24 protein-coding genes are annotated in these 20,363 nt (G+C 61.0%); 14 read left to right on the forward strand and 10 right to left on the reverse strand.

What is annotated here, in order from left to right:
- The first annotated feature begins 13 nt into the window (after positions 1–13).
- Positions 14–436 (forward strand): NUDIX domain-containing protein, encoded by a 423-nt coding sequence (locus FHT29_RS13455; RefSeq protein ID WP_047556630.1) that lies wholly within the window; start codon positions 14–16, stop codon positions 434–436.
- Positions 437–439: 3 nt separating this feature from the next.
- Here FHT29_RS13455 and FHT29_RS13460 read toward each other — a convergent pair whose 3' ends face one another.
- From FHT29_RS13460 to FHT29_RS13490, 7 genes are read right to left on the reverse strand one after another with little or no spacing between them, the layout of a single operon-like run.
- Positions 440–760: a TfoX/Sxy family protein gene (locus FHT29_RS13460; RefSeq protein WP_037202336.1), complete on the reverse strand. Its 321-nt coding sequence runs from the start codon at positions 758–760 to the stop codon at positions 440–442.
- 3 nt (positions 761–763) lie between these two features.
- A complete protein-coding gene (locus FHT29_RS13465) occupies positions 764–2,398 on the reverse strand; it encodes a molybdopterin-binding/glycosyltransferase family 2 protein (RefSeq protein ID WP_047556628.1) in 1,635 nt (544 codons plus the stop codon).
- Positions 2,395–3,102: an XdhC family protein gene (locus tag FHT29_RS13470; protein WP_047638228.1), complete on the reverse strand. Its 708-nt coding sequence runs from the start codon at positions 3,100–3,102 to the stop codon at positions 2,395–2,397. The genes FHT29_RS13465 and FHT29_RS13470 overlap by 4 nt, the downstream gene beginning before the upstream one ends.
- Positions 3,102–3,431, reverse strand: coding sequence for an XdhC family protein (locus FHT29_RS13475; RefSeq protein WP_168599748.1), 330 nt, complete (start codon positions 3,429–3,431; stop codon positions 3,102–3,104). The genes FHT29_RS13470 and FHT29_RS13475 overlap by 1 nt, the downstream gene beginning before the upstream one ends.
- Before the next feature lie 10 nt (positions 3,432–3,441).
- Complete coding sequence (locus FHT29_RS13480; protein WP_168599749.1) at positions 3,442–4,686, reverse strand: VWA domain-containing protein; 1,245 nt, start codon at positions 4,684–4,686, stop codon at positions 3,442–3,444.
- Between the two features lie 3 nt (positions 4,687–4,689).
- Positions 4,690–5,622 (reverse strand): MoxR family ATPase, encoded by a 933-nt coding sequence (locus FHT29_RS13485; RefSeq protein WP_047556620.1) that lies wholly within the window; start codon positions 5,620–5,622, stop codon positions 4,690–4,692.
- A gap of 19 nt (positions 5,623–5,641) precedes the next feature.
- Complete coding sequence (locus tag FHT29_RS13490; RefSeq protein WP_173410859.1) at positions 5,642–6,160, reverse strand: flavin reductase; 519 nt, start codon at positions 6,158–6,160, stop codon at positions 5,642–5,644.
- Positions 6,161–6,306: 146 nt separating this feature from the next.
- On the opposite strand from FHT29_RS13490, the gene FHT29_RS13495 reads away from it, so the two are divergent.
- The 4 genes from FHT29_RS13495 (at position 6,307) to purB (ending at position 10,069) form a co-directional block, all read left to right on the forward strand.
- Positions 6,307–7,389 (forward strand): ABC transporter substrate-binding protein, encoded by a 1,083-nt coding sequence (locus tag FHT29_RS13495; protein ID WP_168599750.1) that lies wholly within the window; start codon positions 6,307–6,309, stop codon positions 7,387–7,389.
- 81 nt (positions 7,390–7,470) lie between these two features.
- The gene (rpe, locus tag FHT29_RS13500) at positions 7,471–8,157 is read left to right on the forward strand and encodes a ribulose-phosphate 3-epimerase (RefSeq protein WP_037202347.1); all 687 of its coding nucleotides are present in this window, start codon (positions 7,471–7,473) and stop codon (positions 8,155–8,157) included.
- Positions 8,158–8,251: 94 nt separating this feature from the next.
- The gene (locus FHT29_RS13505; RefSeq protein ID WP_234903790.1) at positions 8,252–8,665 is read left to right on the forward strand and encodes a hypothetical protein; all 414 of its coding nucleotides are present in this window, start codon (positions 8,252–8,254) and stop codon (positions 8,663–8,665) included.
- A gap of 102 nt (positions 8,666–8,767) precedes the next feature.
- The gene (gene purB, locus FHT29_RS13510; protein ID WP_037202348.1) at positions 8,768–10,069 is read left to right on the forward strand and encodes an adenylosuccinate lyase; all 1,302 of its coding nucleotides are present in this window, start codon (positions 8,768–8,770) and stop codon (positions 10,067–10,069) included.
- Here purB and FHT29_RS13515 read toward each other — a convergent pair.
- Together FHT29_RS13515 and FHT29_RS13520 are read right to left on the reverse strand one after the other, a co-directional pair.
- Positions 10,066–10,566, reverse strand: coding sequence for a low affinity iron permease family protein (locus FHT29_RS13515; protein ID WP_168599751.1), 501 nt, complete (start codon positions 10,564–10,566; stop codon positions 10,066–10,068). The genes purB and FHT29_RS13515 overlap by 4 nt on opposite strands.
- Before the next feature lie 87 nt (positions 10,567–10,653).
- Positions 10,654–11,454, reverse strand: coding sequence for a DUF2189 domain-containing protein (locus FHT29_RS13520; RefSeq protein ID WP_037202837.1), 801 nt, complete (start codon positions 11,452–11,454; stop codon positions 10,654–10,656).
- 168 nt (positions 11,455–11,622) lie between these two features.
- Between FHT29_RS13520 and FHT29_RS13525 the strand changes: the two genes are divergently transcribed.
- From FHT29_RS13525 to FHT29_RS13550, 6 genes are all read left to right on the forward strand, one after another.
- Complete coding sequence (locus FHT29_RS13525) at positions 11,623–12,177, forward strand: alpha/beta hydrolase (protein ID WP_037202349.1); 555 nt, start codon at positions 11,623–11,625, stop codon at positions 12,175–12,177.
- Between the two features lie 264 nt (positions 12,178–12,441).
- Complete coding sequence (purC, locus tag FHT29_RS13530; RefSeq protein ID WP_034504846.1) at positions 12,442–13,206, forward strand: phosphoribosylaminoimidazolesuccinocarboxamide synthase; 765 nt, start codon at positions 12,442–12,444, stop codon at positions 13,204–13,206.
- 17 nt (positions 13,207–13,223) lie between these two features.
- Positions 13,224–13,466, forward strand: a complete 243-nt coding sequence (gene purS, locus FHT29_RS13535) for a phosphoribosylformylglycinamidine synthase subunit PurS (RefSeq protein ID WP_037202350.1) — start codon at positions 13,224–13,226, stop codon at positions 13,464–13,466.
- A gap of 103 nt (positions 13,467–13,569) precedes the next feature.
- Positions 13,570–14,241, forward strand: a complete 672-nt coding sequence (gene purQ, locus FHT29_RS13540) for a phosphoribosylformylglycinamidine synthase subunit PurQ (RefSeq protein WP_037202351.1) — start codon at positions 13,570–13,572, stop codon at positions 14,239–14,241.
- A 131-nt stretch (positions 14,242–14,372) separates the two neighbouring features.
- Positions 14,373–14,780 (forward strand): hypothetical protein, encoded by a 408-nt coding sequence (locus FHT29_RS13545; RefSeq protein WP_037202352.1) that lies wholly within the window; start codon positions 14,373–14,375, stop codon positions 14,778–14,780.
- Between the two features lie 82 nt (positions 14,781–14,862).
- Positions 14,863–15,396, forward strand: a complete 534-nt coding sequence (locus FHT29_RS13550) for an AAA family ATPase (RefSeq protein ID WP_047556614.1) — start codon at positions 14,863–14,865, stop codon at positions 15,394–15,396.
- A gap of 43 nt (positions 15,397–15,439) precedes the next feature.
- Here FHT29_RS13550 and FHT29_RS13555 read toward each other — a convergent pair whose 3' ends face one another.
- Positions 15,440–15,685, reverse strand: a complete 246-nt coding sequence (locus FHT29_RS13555; RefSeq protein WP_037202354.1) for a DUF1127 domain-containing protein — start codon at positions 15,683–15,685, stop codon at positions 15,440–15,442.
- Between the two features lie 105 nt (positions 15,686–15,790).
- On the opposite strand from FHT29_RS13555, the gene FHT29_RS13560 reads away from it, so the two are divergent.
- The 3 genes from FHT29_RS13560 to purL all read left to right on the forward strand — a co-directional run bounded on the left by FHT29_RS13560 (position 15,791) and on the right by purL (position 20,349).
- Positions 15,791–17,209: a PLP-dependent aminotransferase family protein gene (locus FHT29_RS13560; protein ID WP_047556612.1), complete on the forward strand. Its 1,419-nt coding sequence runs from the start codon at positions 15,791–15,793 to the stop codon at positions 17,207–17,209.
- Positions 17,210–17,330: 121 nt separating this feature from the next.
- A complete protein-coding gene (locus FHT29_RS13565) occupies positions 17,331–17,945 on the forward strand; it encodes an acyloxyacyl hydrolase (RefSeq protein WP_080760516.1) in 615 nt (204 codons plus the stop codon).
- A 172-nt stretch (positions 17,946–18,117) separates the two neighbouring features.
- Positions 18,118–20,349: a phosphoribosylformylglycinamidine synthase subunit PurL gene (gene purL, locus FHT29_RS13570; RefSeq protein ID WP_037202357.1), complete on the forward strand. Its 2,232-nt coding sequence runs from the start codon at positions 18,118–18,120 to the stop codon at positions 20,347–20,349.
- Positions 20,350–20,363 lie beyond the last annotated feature (14 nt).

Consider the following 20,363-nt stretch of genomic DNA (forward strand, 5'->3'; position numbering starts at 1 on the left):
TCGGGATGTAGGCATGGGCAAACCCGGCATCGATTTCCCAGGATTAGGAACCGGTCTCGCAATATTGCGGGACGGGAAGATTTTGCTCTACAGGCGCCTCAAGGCGCCTGAGGCCGGCTTCTGGAGCATCGTCGGCGGCAAGGTCGACCATATGGAGCCCGCAGCCAGGGCCGCCATCCGCGAGGCGGAAGAGGAAAGCGGCCTTTCCATCGGCCGGACCGAATACCTCTGCGCAGAAGAGGTTATCGTCGAAGCGGATCGGCAGCATTGGATTTCGCTGATCTATGTTTGCACGGATTTTTCCGGCGAGCCGCGCCTGATGGAGCCCGACAAGCTCTCCGATTTCGGCTGGTTCGGCCGCAACGAGTTGCCACAACAACTATCCGCTTTCGCCAAAGCAACGATTGCGCATCTGAGCGAAGACGATTTTCGCTGACGCCTACTTATCGGCGCGCAACGCAGCCTCATAGGCCAGCCTTACCCAGTGCGCCATGATGTCGGGATCGTCGAAAGCATCATCGGGAACCGACCAGTAAGGCATATTGACGGCCTTGCCCTTCTTGCCTTCATAAGCCCAACGCCGCGCTCCGGCCGCCTCGAACTCCGAAGCACTGACGTCATCTGCCTTCAAAAGTATCTCGTCATCCACTTCGAGCGCCAGGATCCGGCCCATATGGTAGATCCCCTTGCCGCCGAACATTCGCTTGATCGCTACCGGCCCGAGCGACTGAAACATCTCTTCGATATCGTTATTGTCCATTCCCTATCCCTTTAAAACGCCGCCGGCGGCGATGACGGCCTCGGGCGTATCGACGTCGAGATGCGCCGCCTCGCCGATATCGACGTCGACAACCGGAAGCCCGGACGTCTCGATGATATGCCGCGCGCCGACATCGCCCTCGAGCCGCATGACCGCGTTCAGCACCGCACGCGGCAATATGACGGGGTTGCCGCGCTTGCCGCCCGATACCGCGCGCACGATCGCCTGGCCATTCGCCTCGCGAAACGCGGCGATCAAGGTTTTCAAGTCGTCGCTGGTGACGCCAGGCATATCGGCCAGCATGACGAGGACACCGTCCGCACGTTGCGCAGCCTGCGTACCGACGCCTGCAACCAGCGAGCTTGCCATGCCGGATGCATAATCCGGATTGAACACCTGCTCAACCGCAAGATCGCGCAACGCCGGCTCGATGTCGTCGCGACGGTGGCCCGTGACGACGATGACCGCAGATGCTCCGCCTGCCATGGCCGTCAAGGCCGATCGACGGACCAATGGGACGCCGTCGAACTCGGCCAGCAGCTTGTGCGAACCGCCCTCGCCCATGCGGCTCGCCCGGCCGGCGGCCAGCAGCACGACGGCAACCGATATCTGCGCCGCCGGCTTGGCGGCGATATCACGCGGACGCGGACGCGACTGTATTTCCATGAGCAATCCCCCAACGCCCATGCCGCTGATATCCTGCGGCGTCGGTTGTTCGCCGGCTAAGATACGATCCAGCACCCAGTCGAAACCGTTTTCCTTCGGGCTGCGCGCACATCCTGGTGCACCGACGACATGGACATCGCCCACCTTGCCGAGTACCAAAAGGTTGCCGGGATCAACAGGCATGCCGACCTGAATGACCTCACCGCCCGCAAGCCGGATCGCCTCCGGAATGACATCGCCGGCATCGATAACGGCGGAGGCGCCGAAAACGATCACCAGCTTCGGCAGTTGATCCGGTACCTTCAACGCCTGACCGATCGCATCGGCGACCGCTTTCGCCCGGTGGGCGACGCGCTCCTCCCGTTGCAAAACGCTGCCTGCGAGCTGAAGCCGCTGAGAGAGGATGCGCGCCGTCTTGTCCATGACACCAGTCTTCAGCGACGGCAGCTCCGTGGCGACGAGCGACACGGCATGCGGCAGGAACGGCTTGACTTCAAAAACCGGCATTCGCCGCAGAATGTCGGCGCCGGCCGCCACCTTCGGCCCCGAAACCGCCAGCGGAATGATCTTGAAGGTCGCCACCATATCACCTGATCGCACCGGCACATGATCGGCAAGACAGGCAAGCGTGATGGCCGGGTCGACGCTGTTGAGCCGATCGACGGCGGCGCGATTTGCCACGAACAGGCCGTCGACCGCGCTGTGAATATTGACACGCCCGGTGGTCGCCTTGGAAAAGGTCAGGTGATCGGGTGCAACCGCTTGCGCGAGCTGCTCGGCCGCCTCGTCTTCCATAAGATCGCCGGGTTCGATCCGCGCCGCGATGACGTGATCGATCCCGGCGGCGATCAGTCGTTCGACATCGCCGTGGTCAAGCTTGTGCCCTTTGGCAAAACTACCATCGGATAACCGAAGGGAATGTGCCAGAACCGCGCCCTCGGCGTTCACAGTCGAAAACTCCCCGAAGATCATGGCTTCGGGCCCTTGGGCAACGACACGTCGCGCTCGCGAAGGGCGCCGATGATCTCGGCCAGAATGGCGACCGCGATCTCCGCCGGACTCGCCGCGCCGATGGGAAGACCGATGGGGGCGTGGATGCGGGCGAGATCCTCTTCGGTCAATCCTTCCCGCTTCAAGCGCTCCAAGCGGCCGGCATGCGTCTTGCGGCTGCCGAGCGCGCCGACATAGAAACAGCCCGTCCCCAGCGCTTGCGCAATCGGCTCGTCGTCGATCTTCGGATCGTGGGTAACGGCGACCAGCGCCATATAGCTGTCGAGCGGCCGTTCCTTCAGTGCATCCGCAGGCCAATCGGCAATCAGGTCGATACCCTCGAAACGCTCCGGCGTCGCAAAGGCCGTGCGTGGATCGATGATGGTCACATCGAAGTCGGCAAGTGCCGCCATTCGCGCCAGGATCTGACTGATATGCACCGCCCCGATGACGACGATACGCGGCGGCGGCAGGTGAACATTCAGGAACAGACTCTGTCCTTCAATCGCGACCGGTGCCGACTTGCCCGAACGGAATGTGGACGCGACGGCATCGGCCAGAGCGCCTTCGAGCTTGTCGCCCTCGACGATCAGCCTGTCAGGCCCGCCCGACAGGTCGGTGGCAAGAATCGCCGCCCGCCGCTCGCGCCGCAATTTATTCAGCTTCGCCAGTATCTGACGATCCATCAGGCAAGCCTCTCGACATAGACGCGGATTCGGCCACCGCAGGAGAGGCCGACGCGCCAGGCAGTCTCGTCGGCAACGCCGAATTCCAGCATGCGGGGCTTGCCGTTTTCGATAACGTCGAGCGCCTCGGTGATCACGGCACCTTCCACACAGCCGCCCGAAACGGAGCCGTGGAAATTGCCCTCGCTGTCGATCACGAGGTGACTGCCCGCCGGGCGCGGCGCCGAACCCCAGGTATCGACGACGGTCGCCATGGCAACGCTGCGGCCTGCCGACATCCATTCCTCCGCGATCACGAGCGGATCCAGGCTTTCGGATATATTTGTCATCGGAGCCTCATTACTTACAGAGAAACCGCCGCGGATCGTAGGCATCCGCGCGGCCGGCGGTGAGAGCCGATACGAGATCGGCCAGAGATAATAGATTGTGGACCGGACGGAATTCGTCAACATGCGGCAGCATGGCTTTTACACCGCGGGCGCGCGCTTGGAAGCCATCGAACCGCAACAGGGGATTGAGCCAGATCAGCCGCCGACAGGAGCGATGCAGACGGTCCATCTCCTGAGCGAGCAGTTCCACGCCCTCCCGCTCCAGCCCGTCGGTGATCAAGAGCACGATCGCGCCCTGCCCGAGCACCCGGCGCGCCCAGAGCCGGTTGAACTCCTTCAGCGTCTCACCGATGCGCGTCCCTCCGGACCAGTCCCGCACCGCCGCTGCGCATTCGTCGAGCGCCTGGTCCGGGTCTTTGTGACGCATCGCTCTGGTGACATTGGTCAGCCGCGTGCCGAAGAGAAAGGTGTGCACGCGCCGACGCCGCTCGGTCAGCACATGCAGGAAATGCAGGAAGATGCGCGTATATTGGCTCATCGAACCGGAAATATCGGCCAGCACGACGAGCGGCGGCTGTATTTGCTTGGCTTGCCGAAAACGCGGCAGAATCAGCTCGCCCCCGGTGCGCAAGGCAGACCGCATCGTCGCGCGCGGATCGATCTTGACTGGTCTGTGCGACGGCGCAAAGCGGCGTGTGCGTACCCGATCCAGCGGCAATCGCAGCTTTGCGAGCTCCTTCTTGGCGACGGCAATTTCAGCCGCCGACATCTGCGCAAAATCCAACCCGCGCAGAATCTCGCTGCCCGACGTCGTAAACCGGGCATCGATCTCGATGTCGGGCGTCTCGCGTTGCGGACGGCGGTCGTCGCGGTTATCAAGTAGGGCATCGCCCGCGCGGGTTTCGCCGGGCTTCGGCTTCTCCTTCTCACGATTGGCGGGCGCGATCGGCGACATCATCGCGATCATCTTTGCAACGAGATCGCGCGAGCGCCAGAACAGCCGGAATGCCTCGTCGAAAACCGCCAGGTCCTCATGCCGCTTGACGAAGACCGAACACAGAGCGGCGTAGAATTCCTCGCGCGAACCTATACCGATCGCTTCCACCGCCTCGATGGCATCCGCAATTGCCCCGGGCCCGATCTTCAGCCCGGCCTTGCGGAGCGCGCGCCCGAAAAAGACGATATTATCGACAAGACGCCCGTCACCGGGCGGTGACGGCGCAACGGTGATGCCATCTTGCGCGCCCGGTTCCATGGTTCATCCCGCCGCGAGCAGTTCGGACTTTACTTCGTCCAGCACGCGCTTGCCCTCGCTACCTTGAATACGCGCTATGTCGTCCTGGTATTTCAGCAGCGTGCCCAGCGTGTCGGAGATCGTCTCCGGGTCGAGCGCCAGTCGATCGAGTTCCGTCAGCGCGCTTGCCCAATCGATGGTCTCGGCAACGCCGGGGTTCTTGTAGAGATCGAGAGTCCGCAGCTTCTGTACATAGGCAACGATCTGACGCGACAGCGCTTCGTTGCAGCCCGGCACCTTGCGGCGGATGATTTCCAGCTCCTGCTCCGCCTGCGGATAGTCGACCCAATGATAGAGACAGCGCCGTTTCAATGCATCGTGCACTTCGCGCGTGCGGTTGGTGGTGATGATGACGATGGGTGGCTCGGTCGCGCGAATAGTGCCGAGCTCCGGCACCGTCACCTGGAAATCGGACAGCACTTCCAGAAGGAATGCTTCGAATGCCTCGTCGGTACGATCGAGTTCGTCGATCAGAAACACCGGCGCACGCCCGCCGACACCCGACAGCGCCTGCAGGACAGGACGGCGGATGAGATAGCGCTCGGAGAAGATATCGGCCTCGATGCGACCGCGATCGGTCAATCCCGATGCTTCCGCAAGGCGGATCTCCAGCATCTGGGCCGGATAGTTCCATTCATAGACGGCCGACGAGACATCCAGGCCTTCGTAGCACTGCAGGCGGATCAGCGGCCGGTCGAGCGCCTTCGACAATACCTTGGCAATCTCGGTCTTGCCCACGCCGGCCTCGCCCTCCAGAAAGAGCGGACGCTTCATCTTCAGCGCCAGAAACAGGACAGTGCCGAGCGCGCGCCCTGCCAGATAGTCATGGGCGCCGAGCAAGGCCATCGTCTCATCGATAGAGCTCGGCAGCGAAGTTGATGATTTTTGATCCGCCATGATAACTCCCTTGAAGGGGTTATAGCGTGTGATAGCCCCGGTTCATATACAGCAGTGCCGGCTTTGCCTCGCTGTAGCGCACGGCCATCACCTCGCCGAAGATGATGTTGTGCGTCGAAGCCTGCTTGATCTCGATCACACGGCAATCGAACGCCGCGAGCGCGTCGGCGAGCACAGGCGCCCCGGTCGCAAGCGTCTCGAATGTACCGGAGGCAAAACGCTCGTCGGTGGTCAGCGGTGTCTTGCCGGAGAAGGCGTCGGCGAGCGACTGGTGATGCGCGCCCAGCGTATTCAGCGCGAAGATCCCGCTCTTGAAGAAGATCTCGTTCTTGACGTTGCTGTTGTTGAGGCAGATCAGAACCGTTGCGGGATCGTCCGACACCGAGCAGGCAGCCGTGATCGTCACGCCGCGCCGCTCCCCTTCGAGGGCCGTGGTCACCAGCTGCACATGGCCCGCATAGCGGCTCATGGCATCGCGATAAAGCGCCGGGTCCATACGCTGCCTGTCTAGCACCACCGTCTCCTTATTCTTTCTCATATCCCGTCTTTCGCTCAATATGGCGGGCAGGCGTTAGCTTTTCTACAATAGCATTATTGAAAACAGAGTGATTTTGCTGCTTTTTCTTTTGACGATCCCCCTCAGACGGATAAAAGAGCAGGAAAATTGTCCGGGATAATCAATCGATGAACGTTCTGCGTCGCCTTCCGCTTCTGCTTATGCTGCTTTCGGCGGCCGGCAGCAGCGACGCCGCCGGAATCCGTATCGGTGTCGTGGCGCCACAGGACGGCAACTTCGCAACGCTCGGAGCCGAGATCACGACCGGCGCCAATTTCGAGATGCAGGCCCAGAAGGATGCGGCAACCGTCATCGACGACCCTTGCACCGAGGATGGCGGCCAGGCCGCTGCCCAGGCGCTGATTGCCGCCAAGGTGCAGGTCGCGATCGGCTTCCTCTGCACCGAGACGCTGGAAGGCGCGCTGCCGCGCCTCAAGGATGCCGGCATTCCGGTCATCACCGTTTCCGTACGCTCCCGCATCCTGATGGAAGATGTGCTGAAGAACGGCTGGCCGTTGTTTCGCCTTGCTCCGGTTGATAGCGCCGAAGCCTCCATGGCTATCGATACCATCCTGAAATACTGGGCATCCGAGCCGATGGCGTTGATCGACGATGGCACGATCCACGGCCGCGAACTAGTCGGCGCGATACGCAACGCGCTCGAGGAAAAGGGATTGAAGCCGGTCTTCACCGATACCTACCGGCCCGGCCAGGATCAGCAGATAGCTCTTGTACGCCGGCTGAAGAAGGCCGGCGCCACGCGCGTTTTCGTCGGCGGCGACCGCAGCGACGTGGCCGTGATCGCCCGGGATGCCAAGAGCGAGAACATCCCGTTGACCTTGATGGGTGGCGACGCCATGCGCGCCGCCGATCAGCCAGTGCCTCTATTGAACGGCGTCCAGGCTATCGCATTGCCGGAATACGTAACTCTGCCGGCCGCACAGCCGACTGCGCAGGCCATGCGCGCGAGCGGCATCGAGCCGGATGGCTATATCCTGCCGGCCGCGGCCGCGGCACAGATCGCCAGCCAGGCGGCTGAGAGCGCCAAGTCGGAAAACAAGCCCATCGCTGACAAGCTCGTTGCCACGACTTTCCAGACAGCGATCGGACCGATTACCTTCGGGAAGAACCATGAATTGACCGAGAACCCCTATCGGCTGCTGGAATGGCGCGACAATGCTTTCGTGCCGGCAGCAGCGGCGTCGAACTGACACGATCCGCGCTTTCTGTTGTTTGCCCGCCGAAGCGGTGCTAATCCAAGCGCGAAAAAATCAGATGGAGCTCAGCTACCCATGACTTTGCCGATCCGCATTGCCCCTTCCATTCTCGCGGCCGATTTCGCCAAGCTCGGACAGGAAGTGAAGGATGTGACCGAAGCCGGAGCCGACTGGATCCATCTGGATGTCATGGATGGGCATTTCGTGCCGAACATCTCCTTCGGCCCTGATGTCATCAAGGCCCTGCGCCCCTATACGACCGCCACCTTCGACTGCCATCTGATGATCTCGCCGGCCGATCCCTATCTCGAAGCCTTCGCCAAGGCGGGCTGCGACCGCATCACCGTGCATGCCGAAGCGGGCGTCCATCTGCATCGTTCGCTGCAGACAATCCGGCATCTCGGCAAGAAGGTCGGCGTCACCCTCAATCCGGCAACGCCGCTCTCGATCCTGGAAAACGTGCTCGACGATATCGACCTGATCCTGATCATGTCGGTCAATCCGGGTTTCGGCGGCCAGAAATTCATCCCGGCCATGGCCGACAAGATTCGCAACGCCAAGTCTCTGATCGGTGACCGGCCGATCGAGCTGGAGGTTGACGGCGGCGTCTCCACCGAGACAGCCGGCCTCATCATCGCTTCAGGCGCCAATGTCCTTGTGGCCGGTTCGGCAATCTTCAAGGGCGAATCGGTCGATGCCTACAAGCAGACGATTGGTGATCTGAGGGCGGCGGCTGAAAGAGGTCGCGTTGGATCAAACTAATCCGACCAGCACCATCATCGCGGCGGACCGAACGCGGACCGCCACTTCGCATTGCCTCGAACTGTTTGGTGGCTCGATCAGCTGGGGCGTGGTTATGACCGCCTCGGCACTTGCCGCTCTCTACCTGCGCAACGGCCTTCTGACGAGCCACCTGACCGCCCTTGCCCTTGTCTATTTCCTCGGCGGCGCGCTCTCCTGGCCAATCATGGTGCCGCTGGCACGGCGCGTTGCCAGCAGTCGACCGCCGAGCGCGCGTTTCGCGGCCTTTTTCCTCGCATTGTCGCTCGGCACCACGGCGATGACGGCATTTCTGTTCGCCATGGACTATCGCTGGTTCTATGCGCGCTGGCATGCGCCGTTCGGTTCGCTGATCTGGACATTTCAATTCCTGTTCACCGGCGCCAGCGCCGTCTACCAATTCGCCGTTCTCGGCGTTACCCTATTCCTGCCGTTCGGTTTGCTCTGCCTGATCACCACCTCCGCCTATCTCGCGCGATATGAGCGTTGAGCCGGATGAAAGATCGGTCGGACAAACATTGTGATTGCCGCCCGTCTTTGTTATGGGGGCGCCGAGGTTTCCTTTCCCGTTAGCCAAGAAAGCTTTGAGCCCATGATCCCGCGCTACTCCCGACCGGAAATGGTCGCCATCTGGTCGCCCGAAACCAAGTTCCGTATCTGGTTCGAGATCGAGGCGCATGCCTGTGACGCGCTGGCCGCTCTCGGCGTCATTCCGAAGTCGGCCGCCGAGACCATCTGGGAAAAGGGCGGCCAGGCGACCTTCGACGTCGACCGCATCGACGAGATCGAAGCCGTCACCAAGCATGACGTCATCGCCTTCCTGACGCATCTCGCCGAAATCGTCGGTCCGGATGCGCGTTTCGTGCACCAGGGCATGACCTCCTCCGACGTGCTCGATACCTGCTTCAACGTCCAGCTCGTACGCGCCAGCGACCTGCTGCTGGCCGATATCGACAAGCTTCTGGAAGCCCTGAAGCGTCGCGCTTTCGAACACAAGGACACGGTCACCATCGGCCGCTCGCACGGCATCCATGCCGAGCCCACAACCTTCGGCGTCAAGCTGGCGCTCGCCTATGCCGAATTCGAGCGCTGCAAGCAGCGTCTGATCGCCGCCCGCGAGGAAGTCGCGACCTGCGCGATTTCGGGCGCCGTCGGCACCTTCGCCAATATCGACCCTCGCGTCGAGGAACATGTCGCCGCCGCGCTCGGCCTGAAGCCGGAGCCGGTCTCCACGCAGGTCATCCCGCGCGACCGTCATGCGATGTTCTTCGCCACCCTCGGCGTCGTCGCCTCTTCGATCGAGCGTCTTTCAACCGAAATCCGCCACCTGCAGCGCACCGAAGTCCTCGAAGCCGAGGAATATTTCTCGCCGGGCCAGAAGGGCTCTTCGGCCATGCCGCATAAGCGCAACCCGGTGCTGACTGAAAATCTGACCGGCCTTGCCCGCATGGTCCGCTCTTACGCCATGCCGGCCATGGAGAACGTGGCACTTTGGCACGAGCGCGATATCTCGCATTCCTCGGTGGAACGCATGATCGGGCCGGATGCGACCGTCACACTCGATTTCGCGCTCGCTCGCATGACGAGCGTCATCGACAAGCTCCTCGTCTATCCGGAAAATATGATGAGGAATTTGAACAAGTTCCGCGGACTTGTTCATTCACAGCGCGTGCTGCTGGCACTGACCCAGGCCGGCGTTTCCCGCGAAGATTCCTATCGTCTCGTTCAGCGTAATGCGATGAAGGTTTGGGAGGAAGGCAAGGATTTCCTTGAGGAGCTGCTGGCCGACCAGGAAGTCCGTGCAGCGCTTTCCGAAGCGGATATCCGCGAGAAATTCGATCTTGGCTATCACACCAAGCACGTGGACACCATCTTCAAGCGGGTTTTCGGCTAAGACTTGGCCGGGCCGGCCTGATTGCGAGTAGAGGCGGTGCGGCTGACGCGCCGCTTTTTTCTTTTGTTCGCGGATTTGGCGACGATTGCGCGATCGCGTTCGACGCTTTCGCCCACATTGCCGTTGTGCTGATTTTCGCTACGCTTGGCGGCCTTCCCCACCAGCCTGTCCAGATGCTTCAGATCCTCTTCGTCGAGGTTTTCGATGCCGATGAAGCGGTTTTCAGCCGCGCTGGTGAGGATCAACTCATTGAGCTTGGCCTGAATGGCCCGCGTATCACGCGTCTGCGCGTTCTGCAGCAGGAACACCATCAGGAAGGTTACGATGGTCGTGCTGGTGTTGATGACCAGCTGCCAGGTATCGGAGTAGCCGAAGATCGGACCGGTAACGCCCCATAAGATAATGGAGAACAGCGCCAGGACGAAGATGGCCGGCTTTCCCGTCCATTCCGAAACCTTAACCGCAAAGCGGGTGAAGATGTGCGCAAGCCAAGCCATGATCCGCATCTCCTTGATGATGCGGATCAACGTGGAAACCCTATTGCGGTTCCAGCGATTGCGAAGAACCGCTGAAAGTCCGGACTTTTAGTCCTGAACCACCACCAGCTTGCGATAGAGATGCCAGGATGCGTGGCCGAGTATGGGCATGACCACGGCAAGGCCAGCAAAGATCGGGATCGTGCCGACGACGAGAAGTGCTGCGACGATCAGGCCCCAGACTGCCACGGGCACCGGGTTGATCAGCGTCGCCCGAATACTGGCATCGACCGCTGCCACCACGCCCACGTCACGGTCGAGCAACAGCGGAAACGTGACGACCGTAGTCGCCAGCACGACGAGCGCGAAGACGAAGCCGATGAGATCGCCCCAGAACATCATCGCCCTGCCCTCGGGGGTCCTCAAAATGTTCGACACGAAGGACCAGAGCGTGGGCGGTGCACCATCGCCGAAATAGATGAAGTAGATATTCTGCGCCGCGAACAGCCAGACGATGAATATGCCGAACAGCATAAGGCCGGCGACGATGATCGACGGCAGCGCCGGTGAAAAGCGTACATCGAAAGCATGGCTCCACGACGTATCCTGACCCTTTTCGCGCCGTCGACTGATTTCGTAGAGACCGATCGCCGCCAGGGGCCCGAGCAAGGCGAAGCCGGACATCAGCGGAAACAGCAGCGGCAGCAAATTCTGACCGGAACTCCAGATCGCCAGAGCAATGCCGGCAATCGGATACATCAGGCACAAGAAGACGTAATGCGATGGCTTCTCGCTGAAATCGTCAAGCCCCAACTTGAGGGCGTCGACGAGGTCGGCGATACCGATCTTACGGATGGCGGGACGCGTAAATGTGTGGTCCGCTCCTGCCATGACGTGAAAGGCCGACATAATGCTCTCCTCCTCAACCGTGGTGCGCGGCAGGCGGTGCAAAAGTGGCGGCAAAACGGACGCCGACATCTTCATTCGCTACCGGCAGCGGTCATACTAGCAAATTTTGCTGCATTTGTCGCCTTTTTCCCTTGACAGTTGGGTTCACCTTTTCCACATCGGCGCATCATGAAAGTCTCCGACGCAGATATTCTCATCATCCCGGGCTACACGAATTCCGGCCCGGATCACTGGCAGACGCGCTGGGAGCAGAAGCTCTCCACAGCGCGGCGCGTGGAGCAGGCCGAATGGTCCAAGCCCGTTCGCGATGACTGGATCGCCCGCATTGCCGAAGAGGTGAATGCTTCCGAGCGGCCTGTCGTGCTCGTGGCGCATTCGCTCGGCGTTCCCTCGGTGATCCATGCGATCCCGCATTTTCGCAACAAGGTCGCCGGCGCCTTCTTCGTCGCACCGCCCGATGTCGCCAATCCCGGCATTCGCCCGAAACATCTGATGACGTTCGGCCCCTATCCGCGCGATCCGCTGCCGTTTCCGTCGGTCACGATCGCAAGCCGCAACGACCCCTTCGGCAGCTATGAGCACGCCGACGATGTCGCCAGCAGCTGGGGTTCCCTTCTGATCGACGCCGGCGAGGCCGGTCACATCAACAGCGATTCCGGTCACGGCCCCTGGCCCGAAGGCACGATGGTCTTTGCCAAATTCCTCAGCCAACTGAAGTCGTGATACAATAAAGGCGGACTTGGGATGGATACGCCGCGGCTCACTAGCCTGTGAAGTACCGGCCACCTTCATTCCATCGTCAGATAAAAGCCTGTAATACTGGGCATGACAGGATCCTGATTCTCGCATTGGCGCCCCGCCAAGGCCGGAATTCCGAGGTAAGGAGGCGCTGGCGGATTGTGAATTCGCTTCTTATCCGTTATGGGGACGCCCACATACGATCCACTTGCGCTGTCCCGTGAGCGCCAAAGACAGAGAACAATACCAATGAACCGTCGCCGCCGTATCTACGAGGGCAAGGCCAAGATCCTTTATGAAGGACCTGAGCCGGGCACGCTGATCCAGTTCTTCAAGGACGATGCCACCGCCTTCAACAAGAAAAAGCACGAAGTCATCGATGGCAAGGGCGTTCTGAACAATCGCATCTGCGAATATATTTTCAGCCATCTGAACAAGATCGGCATTCCCACCCATTTCATCCGCCGTCTCAACATGCGTGAGCAGCTGATCAAGGAAGTGGAGATGATCCCGCTCGAGATCGTCGTGCGCAACGTCGCCGCCGGCTCGCTCTCCAAGCGCCTCGGCATCGAGGAAGGTGTGGTCCTGCCGCGTTCGATCATCGAATTCTACTACAAGTCCGATGCGCTCGAGGACCCGATGGTCTCCGAGGAGCATATCACCGCGTTCGGCTGGGCCAATCCCGCCGAGCTCGACGACATCATGGCGCTCGCGATCCGCGTCAACGACTTCATGACCGGCTTGTTCCTCGGCGTCGGCATCCAGCTCGTCGATTTCAAGATCGAATGCGGCCGCCTGTTCGAAGGCGACATGATGCGCATCATCCTTGCCGACGAAATCTCGCCCGATTCCTGCCGTCTCTGGGACATCGAAACCCGCGAGAAGATGGACAAGGACCGTTTCCGTCGCGACATGGGCGGACTGCTGGAAGCCTATTCCGAAGTGGCCCGCCGCCTCGGCATCATCAATGAAAACGAACCCGTGCGCGGCACCGGCCCGGTTCTCGTCAAGTAAGTTCAGGAAGGACAATCGTGATCAAGGCTCGTGTAACCGTCACGCTGAAGAACGGCGTTCTCGATCCGCAGGGCAAGGCAATCGAAGGCGCGCTCGGGGCGCTCGGCTTTGACGGCGTCCATCAGGTTCGCCAGGGCAAGGTCTTCGATCTCGAACTCGAAGGCACCGACAAGAGCAAGGCCGAGGCGGATCTCAAAGCCATGTGCGAAAAGCTCCTCGCCAACACGGTGATCGAGAACTTCAGCATTTCGATCGACTGATTGTCGTCTTCCGCCGGCCATTCTTCCTTTGCAACAGGCAATGGAGTATGGCTCACGAAGCACATTCCAGCGATTACCCCTAGCCTCTTGCGGGACCAGCATCATGAAATCAGCAGTCGTCCAACTCCCAGGCCTCAATCGCGATCGCGACATGATCGCGGCGCTGACCAAGATTTCCGGCCATGCGCCTGTAACTGTCTGGCAGACCGAAACCGACATCCCGGACGTCGATCTGATCGTCATTCCCGGCGGCTTCTCCTACGGCGATTATCTGCGCTGCGGCGCGATCGCAGCCCGCATGCCGATCATGCAGGCGATCAAGGATAAGGCCGACAAGGGCGTCAAGGTTCTCGGCGTCTGCAACGGTTTCCAGATCCTGCTGGAAGCCGGCATGCTGCCCGGCGCGCTGATGCGCAACGCCTCGCTGAAATTCGTCTGCCGCGAAGTGAAACTCGAAGTCGTCAATGCCGACACGGAGTTCACCAGCGCCTACGCCAAGGGCCAGATCATCCGCAGCCCCGTGGCACATCACGACGGCAACTATTTCGCCGATCCCGAGACGCTGGCAGCGATCGAAGGCAACGGCCAGGTGGTCTTCCGTTATGCCGAAGGCACGAACCCCAACGGCTCTGTCAACGACATCGCCGGCGTCATGAATGCCAAGGGCAATGTGCTCGGCATGATGCCGCATCCGGAAAACCTGATCGAGGCTGCGCATGGCGGCAACGACGGCCGCGGTCTCTTCGCCTCGGCACTCGGCGTGATCGCGGCCTGATAGATCGTCGGGCTTGGCTCCGAAATCTTAAAATCGACGTCTTTGCGCCAAACAGCAGGGACGTCGTTATCGTTGCCTCCGGCAACCCTCGGGCAAAGAGCAGCCCTAACCGCTTCGTTGGAAAGAAATTGATGCGCCCTCGCCTCCTGACAGGACTTTACTCCGCCGCTGCCATCACGATGCTTGGGCTTCTGGTCACGTCGTGCGGCCCGCGTCCGCCGAGCATCAGCGCCACCGATCACAGCGCCCTGTCGACGATGGAGCGCGTCATGATCAATTCGAACGCCTGCTGGTTCAAATCGGCCGATCCGGCCTTTGCCGGCTATCAACTCGCTCCGGAACTCAATTCCTTTACCGGTCGTCCGCGCATTCTCGTTGTCGACAAGAAACATCCGACCGGCCGACCGTCCCTGGTTGTCCAAGCGGAAGGCAACCCGGCCCAATTGCAGGCCTTCGGTCCGATGATGAACGGCGCTTCCGGCGGCCGTATCACGGGCGACGTCAATCGCTGGGCTGCGGGTTCGAAGAACTGCAGTTAGGCCGATGGTCTGAAGAAGCTCCGCTTCCACTCAGACACTGCAGCCGACGCATGACGTACCCTCAACTCCAGGGATCATTGTCATGGACAGGTTTGTCATTCTTTCAGGCTGCTCGGGCGGCGGTAAATCGACCTTGCTCGAAGCGCTCAGGCTTCATGGACACCACGTGGTCGAGGAGCCCGGTCGTCGCATCGTTATGGAAGAGCTGAACAGCGGCGGCTCGGCTCTGCCGTGGGTGGACACCGCGGCATTCGTGCGCCGGGCAATCGACATGTCACTAGCCGACCGCGAGGCAGCGGCAACATTTCCAGGTATCGTCTTTTTCGACAGGGGATTGATCGACGCCGCATCAGCCCTCGAGCATCTGACGGGTGAGCCCGCTTTGACGTCATACGGTCAGCTGCACCGCTACAACAAGCATGTCTTCCTCACCCCGCCCTGGCCGGAAATATACGTCGGCGACCGCGAACGAAGACATGACCTGTCCGAGGCAATTGCCGAATACGAGCGGCTCAGCGTCGATTATCCCGCACTCGGCTATGAGATTCATATCCTGCCGAAAGTCGGCGTCGCGGACCGCGCCGATTTCGTCCATTCCATTCTGGGCCTGAGCTAAGCTGCAAACGTCCCGCCATGGCAGGCGCGAACGCCATCCCATTTCAATCCCAGAAGAATGACTTGCTGACCTCGGTCCTCGCCTCGCTTCGCGTCAGCCCGACATCGCGTAGCTGATCATCCGTCAATTCCCGCAGGACACAGCGGCTTTCGCGTTTCTGCATCCACAGCAAAAAGGACGTCCAGAGCCGATGCGCCGCGCGCGACTTTGGCTGCGCTGCCCTCGTGTCCCGGCCCGCGGCGAAAGCATCCTTGGCTTGGGCAGGACGGATTGTATCTATTGTACTCATTTCAATGCTCGCTTGATGGTGACATTTCTCGAAGTACCGAGCCAAACGATACGATTGTCACTTAGTATTGACTCCGTGCGCGATGCAATATAGCAAATTGTCATTATGACAAATTGGCTCCCTGACATTTCCAGCGGCAATGGGCCGGTCTATATCCGTGTTGCCGACAGCATCGAGAACGCGATCACCCACGGCGTTCTGCCGCCCGGCACGAAGCTGCCGCCGCAACGCAACCTCGCCTATGATATCGGCGTCACCATCGGCACCGTGAGCCGGGCCTACGCGCTCGTGCATGAGCGCGGCCTGGTGGCGGGCGAAGTCGGCCGCGGTACCTATGTGCTGGAGCGCTCGAACGGCAAGCAGATCGAACAGGTGGATCCGATCACGCAGGCGCTTGCCGGCACCCGCGGCCTGAATACGCCTGATGCCAGGATACGCTTCGATACGACGGCCGCCCCCGATATCGGCCAGGGCGAGATCATCGGCAAACTGTTTGCGGATATCAGCAACGAGCACCAGTCGGAGATTTCCTCCTACTCGCGGAATTTCCCGACGAGCTGGTTTGAGGCGGGACAGATCTGGCTTGCCCGCAACGGCTGGCAGCCGGCAATCGAGACCGTCGTGCCGACGCTGGGCGCTCATGCCGGCGCCATCGCCGTCATCTCGGCCGTCACTTCGCCCGGCGACAAGATCGTCTTCGAGAACCTGACCTATACGCAGATCAGCCGCGCCACCCGCCTCCTCGGACGCCGGTCGGTATTGGTGGATTCCGATGAGCACGGCATCAACCCCGACGATTTCGAGCGGCTGTGCCAGCAGCAGCATCCACGTCTGGCCTTTCTGATGCCGACGGCACACAATCCGACGCTCGTGACGATGCCGGAAGCACGCCGGCGCGCAATTGCCGCCATCGCACGCCGCCACAGCGTCTGGCTGATCGAGGATGATCTCTATGGCGCCATGACCGGCGACCAGAACCCGCTCATGGCGGCTATCGCGCCGGAACGCACCTTCGTGGTCAGCAGCCTGTCGAAGTCCGTTACAGCGGGCGTGCGTGGGGGCTGGGTCGCCTGCCCGCCGCATTTCGCCCAGCGAATCAAGGTTACGCACAAGATGACGACCGGCGGCCTGCCTTTCATCCTGGCGGAAACCTGCGCCCGGCTCGTGCTCGATGGTCACGCGCTGGAGCTGCGCCGCAAGTCGGTCGAGGAAATCAAGGCTCGCGAGCAACTGGCGCGGGACGCCCTGTCAGGATTTGAGTTCAACTCGCATCCGCATCTGCCGTTTCTCTGGCTGAAGCTGCCCGAACCATGGCTGTCAGGCACTTTCAAGAATGCCGCCATCGCCGAGGGCGTGCTCATCGACGATGAGGATGAATTCAAGGCCGCGCGCATGGAGAAGGTCTATCATCGCGTTCGCGTCGCATTCTCATCGCCGCGACAACGAGAAGATGTCGCCGCCGGCTTCATGACGTTACGGCGGTTGCTGGAAAACGGCTCGGCCGGTTACGACAGTCACATTTAAGCAAGCCTCGTCGTTTTTATCGACAGCTATCTTGCAAAATCCCGGCTCTTCTCTCTCGACTCCTAGCACGCTACCATTTTAACTATGTGAAATGATTCGCCCGCCGTACTAGGGGGAGTGCATGGCCATTGACAGCGTTTCAGCAGGCAATTTGTGCAAGCGTTTAGTTACGAGTTTTCTGGCAATCAGTTCCATATTCATCGCGGGTCAGTCCGCTGCAACCGCTGCAGATACGGTTCCCGTCGCCGCCAGCCCTAAGATTTTCGACGAACTGCGTTTCGGAGCAAGCGGCTCCATCCAGAGCGGAAACGATCACGAAAACGGCGTGTTTCCGGATGTGCAGGTGCTCTTCAATCCGTTCGGCTACAATCCAACCGCTGGTTGGAAGGATCAGTTGGCGCATCCGCGCATCCATTTGGGAACCTCGATCGGCACAGCCGGCTCGGCGACCCAGGTTTATGCTGGTCTTTCCTGGACGCTGACGCATAGCAACGGCATCTTCACCGAAGCTGGCTTCGGTGGAACGGTACATTCAGGCAATCTCGATGATTGGACCGAACATGGTCCGCTGCTTGGTTGTCGCCTGCTTTTCCACGAATATGCCGGGATTGGTTACAATTTTGACAGCCATTGGAATATGATGGCGCAGATCGCGCATTCCTCGCACGCCAATCTCTGCGACGGTCCGAATGGCGGCATGACGCGTGTCGGCGTTTTGGTCGGCTATAAATTCTGACGATCCGAGAACGGCCGCGAATGGTCGTGCTCACGACTTGCCTGTTATCAATGTCGGCGTGCTGCGAACGCCGGCGATTTTCCTGTCGCACGACAGGTTGACTTGCGCTAAAGAGACCTCGATCCCCTGACCGGCCTTCAAACCCCTTACAGGCAAGGACCCTCGAGCGCCCATGACCATTTCAAATTCGATCCAGATCACCCCCGAACTGATTGCCGCCCACGGCCTGAAGCCGGATGAATATCAGCGCATTCTGGATCTGATCGGCCGCGAGCCTTCCTTTACAGAGCTCGGCATCTTCTCGGCCATGTGGAACGAGCATTGCTCCTACAAATCCTCGAAGAAGTGGCTCCGCACTCTGCCGACCAAGGGTCCGCGCGTCATCCAGGGCCCGGGCGAAAATGCGGGCGTTGTCGATATCGATGACGGCGATTGCGTCGTCTTCAAGATGGAGAGCCACAACCACCCCTCCTATATCGAGCCCTATCAGGGTGCTGCGACCGGCGTCGGCGGCATTCTGCGCGACGTCTTCACCATGGGCGCCCGCCCGATCGCGGCCATGAACGCGCTGCGCTTCGGCGAGCCGGATCATCCGAAGACCCGCCATCTCGTCTCCGGCGTCGTCGCCGGCGTCGGCGGCTACGGCAATTCCTTCGGTGTCCCGACAGTCGGTGGCGAAGTCGAATTCGATGCACGCTACAACGGCAATATCCTGGTCAATGCCTTTGCGGCTGGTCTGGCCAAATCGAACGCCATTTTCCTGTCGGAAGCCAAGGGCGTCGGCCTGCCGGTCGTCTATCTCGGCGCCAAGACCGGCCGCGACGGCGTCGGCGGCGCGACGATGGCATCGGCCGAGTTTGACGAATCGATCGAAGAGAAGCGCCCGACGGTTCAGGTCGGCGACCCCTTCACCGAAAAGTGCCTGCTGGAAGCCTGCCTCGAACTGATGCAGACCGGTGCCGTCATCGCCATCCAGGACATGGGCGCCGCCGGCCTCACCTGCTCTGCCGTCGAAATGGGTGCCAAGGGCGATCTCGGCATCGAGCTCGACCTCGATAAGGTGCCGGTGCGCGAAGAGCAGATGACGGCCTATGAAATGATGCTGTCGGAAAGCCAGGAGCGCATGCTCATGGTGCTGCAGCCGGAAAAGGAAGCCGTCGCCAAGGCGATCTTCGTCAAATGGGGCCTGGATTTCGCCATAGTCGGCAAGACGACGGATGACCTGCGCTTCCGCGTCATCCATCAGGGCGAGGAAGTCGCCAACCTGCCGATCAAGGATCTCGGCGATCAGGCTCCGGAATACGACCGTCCATGGCGGGAAGCCGACAAGCGCGCCGCCCTGCCCGCCGATCTGGTACCGGCTCCTGAGGATTACGGCCAGGCTCTGCTGTCGCTGGTCGGCTCCGCCAACCAATCGAGCCGCCGCTGGGTCTACGAGCAATACGATACCCTGATTCAGGGCAACTCGCTGCAGCTCCCGGGCGGCGACGCCGGCGTCGTGCGCGTCGAAGGCCATCCGACCAAGGCGCTGGCATTCTCCTCCGACGTCACGCCCCGTTATGTCGAGGCCGACCCGTTCGAGGGCGGCAAGCAGGCCGTCGCCGAATGCTGGCGCAACATCACGGCAACCGGCGCTGAGCCGCTTGCAGCGACCGACAATCTGAACTTCGGCAATCCGGAAAAGCCAGAGATCATGGGACAGTTCGTCGGCGCGATCAAAGGCATCGGCGAAGCTTGCCGCGCGCTCGATTTCCCGATCGTCTCGGGCAACGTTTCGCTCTACAATGAAACCAATGGCGTCGGGATCCTGCCGACCCCCACCATTGCCGGCGTCGGCCTGCTGCCGGACTGGAAGACGATGGCCCGCATTGGCGCCGCCTCCGAAGGCGACAGCGTCCTGATGATCGGCCTCGACGGCAGCCATCTCGGCTCTTCGATCTATCTCCGCGATATTCTGGGTTCGACCGATGGCCCCGCTCCGGAAGTCGATCTTTTCGCCGAGCGCCGCAACGGCGATTTCATCCGTTCGGCCATCCGCAACGGCCAGGTCACGGCCTGCCATGACATTTCATCGGGCGGCCTGGCGCTGGCCCTTGCCGAAATGGCCATCGCGTCCCGCAAGGGGCTGCGCATCGACCTGACCGAAAGCAAGACCCCACCGCATGCGGCACTTTTCGGTGAGGATCAGGCCCGCTACGTCATCGCCGTTCCGGCCGATGTCGCCGATTTCGTCTGCATCAATGCGGAAAGCGCCGGCGTGCCGTTCCGTCGTCTTGGCACTGTCGGCGGCGATGCGCTCGTCATCGATGGCCTGTTGTCGCTTCCGGTTGAGCAGTTGCGCGACGCGCATGAATCGTGGTTTCCTGCCTTCATGGATGGCAGCGCTCTCGCTGCCGCTGAATAGATCGAGGTACACCA

The sequence above is a fragment of the Rhizobium sp. SG741 genome (assembly GCF_012275435.1).
GTDB classification, from domain to species: domain Bacteria; phylum Pseudomonadota; class Alphaproteobacteria; order Rhizobiales; family Rhizobiaceae; genus Rhizobium; species Rhizobium lusitanum.

Excerpts from the sequence above, each read along its gene's own strand:
- FHT29_RS13565 (WP_080760516.1), top strand. The coding sequence starts at position 17,331 with ATGGCCATTGACAGCGTTTCAGCAGGCAATTTGTGCAAGCGTTTAGTT.
- purC (WP_034504846.1), top strand. The coding sequence starts at position 12,442 with ATGAACCGTCGCCGCCGTATCTACGAGGGCAAGGCCAAGATCCTTTAT.
- FHT29_RS13455 (WP_047556630.1), top strand. The coding sequence starts at position 14 with ATGGGCAAACCCGGCATCGATTTCCCAGGATTAGGAACCGGTCTCGCA.
- FHT29_RS13525 (WP_037202349.1), top strand. The coding sequence starts at position 11,623 with ATGAAAGTCTCCGACGCAGATATTCTCATCATCCCGGGCTACACGAAT.
- purB (WP_037202348.1), top strand. The coding sequence starts at position 8,768 with ATGATCCCGCGCTACTCCCGACCGGAAATGGTCGCCATCTGGTCGCCC.
- FHT29_RS13490 (WP_173410859.1), bottom strand. The coding sequence starts at position 6,160 with ATGAGAAAGAATAAGGAGACGGTGGTGCTAGACAGGCAGCGTATGGAC.
- FHT29_RS13555 (WP_037202354.1), bottom strand. The coding sequence starts at position 15,685 with ATGAGTACAATAGATACAATCCGTCCTGCCCAAGCCAAGGATGCTTTC.
- FHT29_RS13515 (WP_168599751.1), bottom strand. The coding sequence starts at position 10,566 with ATGGCTTGGCTTGCGCACATCTTCACCCGCTTTGCGGTTAAGGTTTCG.
- FHT29_RS13485 (WP_047556620.1), bottom strand. The coding sequence starts at position 5,622 with ATGGCGGATCAAAAATCATCAACTTCGCTGCCGAGCTCTATCGATGAG.
- FHT29_RS13475 (WP_168599748.1), bottom strand. The coding sequence starts at position 3,431 with ATGACAAATATATCCGAAAGCCTGGATCCGCTCGTGATCGCGGAGGAA.
- FHT29_RS13520 (WP_037202837.1), bottom strand. The coding sequence starts at position 11,454 with ATGTCGGCCTTTCACGTCATGGCAGGAGCGGACCACACATTTACGCGT.
- FHT29_RS13470 (WP_047638228.1), bottom strand. The coding sequence starts at position 3,102 with ATGGATCGTCAGATACTGGCGAAGCTGAATAAATTGCGGCGCGAGCGG.
- FHT29_RS13460 (WP_037202336.1), bottom strand. The coding sequence starts at position 760 with ATGGACAATAACGATATCGAAGAGATGTTTCAGTCGCTCGGGCCGGTA.
- FHT29_RS13495 (WP_168599750.1), top strand. The coding sequence starts at position 6,307 with ATGAACGTTCTGCGTCGCCTTCCGCTTCTGCTTATGCTGCTTTCGGCG.
- FHT29_RS13550 (WP_047556614.1), top strand. The coding sequence starts at position 14,863 with ATGGACAGGTTTGTCATTCTTTCAGGCTGCTCGGGCGGCGGTAAATCG.
- purQ (WP_037202351.1), top strand. The coding sequence starts at position 13,570 with ATGAAATCAGCAGTCGTCCAACTCCCAGGCCTCAATCGCGATCGCGAC.
- FHT29_RS13560 (WP_047556612.1), top strand. The coding sequence starts at position 15,791 with ATGACAAATTGGCTCCCTGACATTTCCAGCGGCAATGGGCCGGTCTAT.
- FHT29_RS13480 (WP_168599749.1), bottom strand. The coding sequence starts at position 4,686 with ATGGAACCGGGCGCGCAAGATGGCATCACCGTTGCGCCGTCACCGCCC.
- FHT29_RS13505 (WP_234903790.1), top strand. The coding sequence starts at position 8,252 with ATGACCGCCTCGGCACTTGCCGCTCTCTACCTGCGCAACGGCCTTCTG.
- FHT29_RS13465 (WP_047556628.1), bottom strand. The coding sequence starts at position 2,398 with ATGATCTTCGGGGAGTTTTCGACTGTGAACGCCGAGGGCGCGGTTCTG.
- FHT29_RS13545 (WP_037202352.1), top strand. The coding sequence starts at position 14,373 with ATGCGCCCTCGCCTCCTGACAGGACTTTACTCCGCCGCTGCCATCACG.
- purL (WP_037202357.1), top strand. The coding sequence starts at position 18,118 with ATGACCATTTCAAATTCGATCCAGATCACCCCCGAACTGATTGCCGCC.
- rpe (WP_037202347.1), top strand. The coding sequence starts at position 7,471 with ATGACTTTGCCGATCCGCATTGCCCCTTCCATTCTCGCGGCCGATTTC.